We start from the raw sequence: 6,430 nt of genomic DNA, 5'->3' as shown, positions 1-6,430 counted from the left end.
TTTTATCGCTTTTTTAGTGCCGAATCAACGTTTGGGTCTGGTTGGCGGTTACAATATTCACAAAATATTTTCAATTAAAAGTGCAACATTTGACCCTCCTCAATTGTGTCTATTATAGAGGGAAAAATATCCGGAGCACCGCTGCCGGTCTTTGCAGGGAAAGTCCACACTGCTGCATTTTCCGAACTCTCGGACAAAGGGAAAGGATTTTTATGAAAAAACAATTCACAACACTACTGGCACTCTCCACCGCAGCAGCGTGTATGCTGACCTGCACACCGATAACCACCAGTGCAGAGGAATCTCTCGATGATCTACAGATTTTCTAATTTAAAAGGGAGGAATTTTTATGAAAAAACAAATCGCAACACTCTTAGCCCTGTCCACTGCCGCAGCGTGCATACTGACCTATCAGCCGACAGCAGTCGGAGCAGAAGAATACTCTGTTCTGGACAATACGGATAAGCTGGTACAGGAGGCACTGGAAGACAACACGGACGAGCTGGGAGATGCACTTTATGATTCGGTGACAGAGGGAGAAGTTCCGCTTTACGAAGCGGATGCATCATCGACACAAAGTGAATTAGAAAAGGCTGCGATCGAGAAGGGAATGTACAAAGATACTTTTTCATTTGCAAATCACTTATGTACCTTATCACAAGAAGATTTTGCAAAAAGAGTATATGAGCCGGTAAGAGCTAATATGACGGATTCGGAAATAGATTTAGGCTATGAAGCAGATATTTCTCGTGTAGCTTATAAGGGTGGACTTTGCTTTGGTATGACTGCCATTTCGGTGTTGGTCCACAATGGCGAACTGACACCGGGAGATTTGCAAGAGGGTGCAGAAACGTTATACGACGTGACACTGACCGATGATGTGGATGCGTTGATTGCTTATTACAACTCTCTGCAGCTATATACAGAGGTGGAACTTGCAGTTATTACAGCACCTGCAATGCTGACCAAAGAAGAGCATACGGATATGTTTCTGGATTGTGCAGCACGCTGCAAGGAAAAAGGCACTTACTTTATGGCGGGTATTGCCACCAAAAAAGGCGGCACGCACGCTGTGGTTGGTATGGATGAACTGTCCGGCAACTGGACATTTGATGGTATCAGTTATGATACCTGCATTATCACCTACGACAGCAACTGTGTAAAACCAGGTACAGAAACATCGGCTTTTAAGGATGATGCCTGCATCTATATCAATTCAGAAACTAAACAGTTCTGCATCCCGGCATATGAAGCCTCTACGGAAAATGGTGATGTCTTACTGTATGCGACAGATGATGACTCCCTGCTGACCTATAAGGCACCGATCCGTGGTACTACAAAAACCAATACTGATGTTTCAGAAACTGTGAAATTGAAATTTCATAATGGTGGAAAAGATCAGATGCAGTTAAGTTCTACCACAAAGGACGGACAGACGTACGACTTTTGGAAACTAAGCAAGGTCAATTACGGAGATTATATTTTCTTTGGAAAAGGCTCTTCTTTCCATCTGGAAAAAAATGAACGTGCACCGGAATTTGCCTTTAGCATTAAGGGTGAAGGATATCGCCTCAGAATAGAACAGTCAGGATATCAAAATCCAAATGATCCTAAACTATATGATGTTGGCACAAAGTGCAAAATGGATTTTTCTAAAGACAGTGTAGCTTATACCAATACAGATACTCAAAAAATCACAGTATCATATATTTTCACATACGATGAAGGCGGTTACAAATTCGCACCAGTAGCCAGCAGTACCATTGTTATCGATGTCCCACCGAATCAAACGATAACGGTTTCAAAACAGGATACCGGATTTGCAATTACCGGCGATGGAGAAGTACTTGTACAGGCAATTCCAACTGCTGCACAAAAAGAGCAGGATGCATTCGATGGCAGCTATGAAGAATACCTCGACTGGTTTGGAAGTTATTTTATCAACTTTGTTCGATCGAAAGATGTTCTGCTGCAATTCAATACTGAAAAGGAATGCAGTGAACTGGTATACGACTTTGACGGCGACGGTGTGTTTGACGATGCTCCTATGCTCGGCGATGCAGACGGAAATGGAAAGCCGTATGAGCCAAATGACATTTACTGGACTGCACTGCATATTGCTAAGAAGGCAGTTATAGGTCACGGTTCAAGAAGATATTACCAAGGCAATGTCCCCAATATTGAAGCTGACACAGACAACAACGGTAAAATTGATACAAATGACTTGTTCGACATTGTGTACGAGTGTGCTCTGCGTGGAGCAGGGTTGAAGTAACCATTCACCCAGCGAAACTGGTGGAGGGATTCGACTGAAACCTTTCACTTTCATTTCAGATTTCCAGTAGGATAAATCCTACACAACTTTTTTCAATTCAAGAGGGAGGAATTTTTATGAAAAAACAATTTGCAGCATTACTGGCACTGTCTACCGCAGCAGCCTGCGTTCTGAGCTATCAGCCGGTACAGGCTGGTGCAGAAAGCGTTCTGGGCAGCATGACACAGGAAAACCTGACCGACATCACCAACGAACAGAAAGATGCGTTCTATCAGTCATCTCTGGGGGAAATAGAGCCGTCGGCAGAACCCAGCGAACTGGAACAGGCTGCCACTGCAAACGGCATGTACAAGGACACATTCTCGTTCACGAACCACTCCTGCAACCTGTCGGAGGACGACTTCAACCAGAAGGTATTCGAACCGATCTGGAACAGCATGACCAATATTGAACGGCTCGCCTATCTCAACAAGAGCAGTGTATACCGGAACGTCTGCCAAGGCAGCCAGTGCTTCGGCATGGCAGCCCTGTCCATTCTGGTACACAACGGCGAACTGTCCCCCAGCGACATTCAGGCAGGTGCAGAAACCCTGCATGACATCACGCTGACCAACGACGTAGAACAGCTGATCACCTACTATGACATGCTGCTGGAATATCAGGCAGTTTCCAACGTGGTCATGTATGCTCCGACACTGCTGACACAGGACGAACGCGTAGACAACCTGCTGAACTGTGCAGAACGCTGCAAGGAAAAGGGCACTTACTTCATGGTTGCCATTCGGGCCGGCGGTACGCACATGATCGTAGGCATGGACAAGGTTTCCGGCAGCTGGACATTTGACGGCGTGAACTACGACACCTGCATTGTTGCCTACGACAGCAACTTCTACAACAAGACCACCAAGGAATCGCTGTTCAACGACAACGCCTGCATCTATGTCAACTCCAAGACCAAGCAGTTCTGCATTCCGGCATACGGGTTCACTTCAGAAAAGGGTGAATCTGTACTGTATGCTTCCGATGACGATTCCGTATTGACCTATCGTGCACCGCTGAACGGCACCACAGAGATCAACACCGATGCTTCCAATATCGTAAATCTGCATTCTTACCGCGGCATCACACCGGAGGACGTATCGGTCACTGCCACCGATGCAGACGGCAGCACCCACGACTTTTTGAGCGAATGCAAGCTGCGGTCCTCGGATTCCAACTACTACGGCACCGGCTCTGCATTCCATCTGGAAAAGACCAAGCGTTCCAACGGCTTTGACTTCTACCTCAAGGGCAAGGGCTACCGCGTAGAAGTATCGCAGTATCCGCAGGGCGGCTCCATGAGCAGCCCCTACGACAACAGAACGTATGACGTGGGAACCAAGTGCAAGGTGGACATCACCGGCGACAGCATTTCCTACACCAATACCGACACCGCAAGCCTGCCGCTTGAGTTCAGCATGGCTTATGACGAGGGCAACTACAACTTCTCTCCGCTGAACGCCGCCAAGGTTACCTTTGACGTAGCACCGAATCAGACGATCACCATTACCAAGAAGGACACTGGTTTCGCACTCACCACCAACATGGAAACGGTTGTTACCATTAATCCGAAATATAACGATGATGCGATCAACGCATTCGAGGGCAGCGAACACGACTTTGTACAGTATGTCACAGCTTACTACCTGCGGTTTGTCATGGAGAGCAACGCCATGGTCAACTACAACATGGAAAAGAAGTGCAGTGAACTGTCATTCGACTTCAACAATGACGGTGTGTACGACGAGTCCCCCATTGCCGGCGATGCAGACTGCAACGGTGTTCCCTATGAGATCAACGACATCTACTGGACCATGCAGCAGATTGCCGAATCTGGTGCATACGGTGCCGGCAGCACCTACTTCCCCACCACAGCCGGCGACATTGACGGCAACGGCAAGGTAGACACCAACGACCTGTTCGATATCACCTATGAGTGTGCTCTGCGTGGGGCAGGACTGAAGAAGTAACTGGTACTTACACTAAGGAAACACTGCATAAAGCCCGCCTGACGGCTTTGCACGCAATCTGCTTGCAGATTTTCCGTCATATTGCATAGAAATCCCTTGCCATACGGCAGTATGCCTGCGGAATTTCTATGCAATCTGCCGAAAAATCTGACTACGCATCTTACGCACAAGCTTTATTCAGTGTTTCCCTAAGTTCTTGAGTACTACCTTGAATTAAGCCTCTCTTGAAAAGGGTGACTCCCCACGGGGTGGGGAGATGCCCGCAGGGCAGAGGGGATCGCTCAGTACGAGGGGAACCAGCGAAGCTGGTGGAGGGATTGGAAGTAAAATCTTTTGTTCAAGTTTAGGTGGTACTCAAATTAACAACAATTCACCACAAACAAAAAGCCCGCCGCATTCCATATGCCGGAATGCGGCGGGCTGTCGTTTTATCCAGTTTTTTCGCTGGTCACATTATGCGACCGGTAAAGAAGTGAAGCTTCTCAGCAAGTACTGCATCAGGACGGTCACGTCTGTGATGTCCAGCTGGCTGTCCTTCTGGCAGTCGGAGTTGGCAAGCTGTGTATAGTTCAGCTGCACACTGCCGTTCAGGTACTTTTGCAGCAGCACAGCATCCAGAATGTCGATCGTTCCGTCACAGTTGACATCACCGTACAGCGAAACATATGCTTCGTCGACACGGTTCATATCGATCGGCGTGGTTTCTGCCGGTTCTGTGTTCTGCTGTGATGCAGCGGTGGTTGTGGTTTCAGCGGTTGTTGTAGTGGTTTCTGCCGGTGCGGTAGTTTCCTCTGTGGTCGTGGTCTGGGCAGCTGCCTGCTTCAGATAGTCCATAGAGCAGTAGCCGCTGATGCCGTTATAGGACACCGCTGCCCACTTGCCGTTGCCGGAGGTGACAGTCACCTGTGCCCCGTTGGGAATGCTGCCCACCTTGGAAGCGGACGTTGTGGGGGCACTGCGAATGTTCAGAGAAGATGCGTTCACACTGTAGGTGCCGGCATAGCTTTCGCTGAAATCCGAAGTGGCTGCAGTTGTCGCCGTGGTGGTGGTCTGTGCCGGAGCCGTGGTTTCTGCCGGTGCGGTCGTCTGTGCGGCATTCTGCTTCAGGTAATCCATAGAGCAGTAGCCGCTGATGCCGTTATAGGACACCGCCGCCCAGCTGCCGTTGGCAGAAGTGACAGTTACCTGTGCCCCGTTGGGGAGCACGCCCACCTTTGCACCAGAGGTAGACGGTGTGCTGCGGACGTTCAGGGACGAAGCCGTCACTGTATATGTACCGGCATAGCTTTCCGAGAAATCGGAAGTGTCCACGGAGCCGCCGCCGCTGCCGTTGTCCCCGCCGCCGGAAACCGAGGCATCGCCCCAGCCCAGCGAAACAATGGTGTTATAGGCATTGTTCAGACGGTCGGTGTAATAGCTGGAACTGTTCGCCAGTGCAGTGGTGTGCAGCTTTGACAGTGTCACGCTGCTGTAAGAGCCGCCGCCTGCCGCCGCGTTCAGAATCCGTTTTGCAACGCCCATGCCGCGGTTGTACAGTTCGGCATAATACACCAGCACGCCGGCGTTGGAGATGCCCAGATTCTGTCCGGCACTGATATAGCCCTGTACGTCACTGTACGCCAGTGCGTCCTGCTTGGACTTTCCGGCAGCGGTAGTCAGCAGGTTGGAAGCTGCCGTGCTCTCTGCACTGGAAAATGTACGGGAGTTCCAGTTGGAAGCATTCATCACATCGTTATAGAACGAGCTTCCCAGAATGGATTGTGCCGAGCCAGTGTCTGCGTTTGCGATCGAACGCATCAGCTGGAGGGCACGGTCTGCATGCCACTGTAACATACCGATGCTGACTGCACCGTTATCATTGGGATTGATCGTACCATAGGTACCCTCGCTCCGAGAGATGATCTGTACAGCGGCTTTTGTCATTTCGTCCACGGAAACGGCAGACGCGGAAAACGTCACCGCAAAGGACGAAGCGACCAAAGCGAAAATAGTAAGACAGGATAAAACGACTGCCATGATTTTCTTACGCATAAAAACGCTCCTTTGAGAATTTTGCGTTGTCAGCAGTCGCTGCATCGCAGATGTACGGAGGAACCTGCCGCTGCAATGCGTCGTGCTGCACACGCCTGTCCGGTCCTGAAAGCGG

At 49.6% G+C, this 6,430-nt stretch carries 3 protein-coding genes; 2 read left to right on the top strand and 1 reads right to left on the bottom strand.

The annotated features are described in order from the left end of the window. Positions 1-349 precede the first annotated feature (349 nt). Entirely contained in the window at positions 350-2,275 is a 1,926-nt protein-coding gene (locus DXB92_RS08330) for a hypothetical protein (protein WP_117733508.1), read from the top strand. Positions 2,276-2,391: 116 nt separating this feature from the next. Then, positions 2,392-4,284 carry a hypothetical protein gene (locus tag DXB92_RS08325; protein WP_117733507.1) on the top strand — a complete coding sequence of 631 codons (1,893 nt, stop codon included), beginning with the start codon at positions 2,392-2,394 and terminating at the stop codon, positions 4,282-4,284. 453 nt (positions 4,285-4,737) lie between these two features. On the opposite strand, the gene DXB92_RS08320 is transcribed toward DXB92_RS08325, so the two are convergent. Next, complete coding sequence (locus DXB92_RS08320) at positions 4,738-6,315, bottom strand: SH3 domain-containing protein (protein WP_181976987.1); 1,578 nt, start codon at positions 6,313-6,315, stop codon at positions 4,738-4,740. Between the last annotated feature and the right edge of the window lie 115 nt (positions 6,316-6,430).

This window comes from Ruminococcus sp. OM06-36AC (assembly GCF_003438725.1).
In the GTDB taxonomy this organism is placed as follows: domain Bacteria; phylum Bacillota; class Clostridia; order Oscillospirales; family Ruminococcaceae; genus Ruminococcus_C; species Ruminococcus_C callidus.
The sequence above is the reverse complement of the archived record's forward strand: the minus strand, read 5'-3'. Positions and strand labels throughout refer to the sequence as shown.

Coding starts and splice junctions, on each gene's coding strand:
- DXB92_RS08325 (WP_117733507.1), top strand. CDS start 2,392: ATGAAAAAACAATTTGCAGCATTACTGGCACTGTCTACCGCAGCAGCC.
- DXB92_RS08320 (WP_181976987.1), bottom strand. CDS start 6,315: ATGCGTAAGAAAATCATGGCAGTCGTTTTATCCTGTCTTACTATTTTC.
- DXB92_RS08330 (WP_117733508.1), top strand. CDS start 350: ATGAAAAAACAAATCGCAACACTCTTAGCCCTGTCCACTGCCGCAGCG.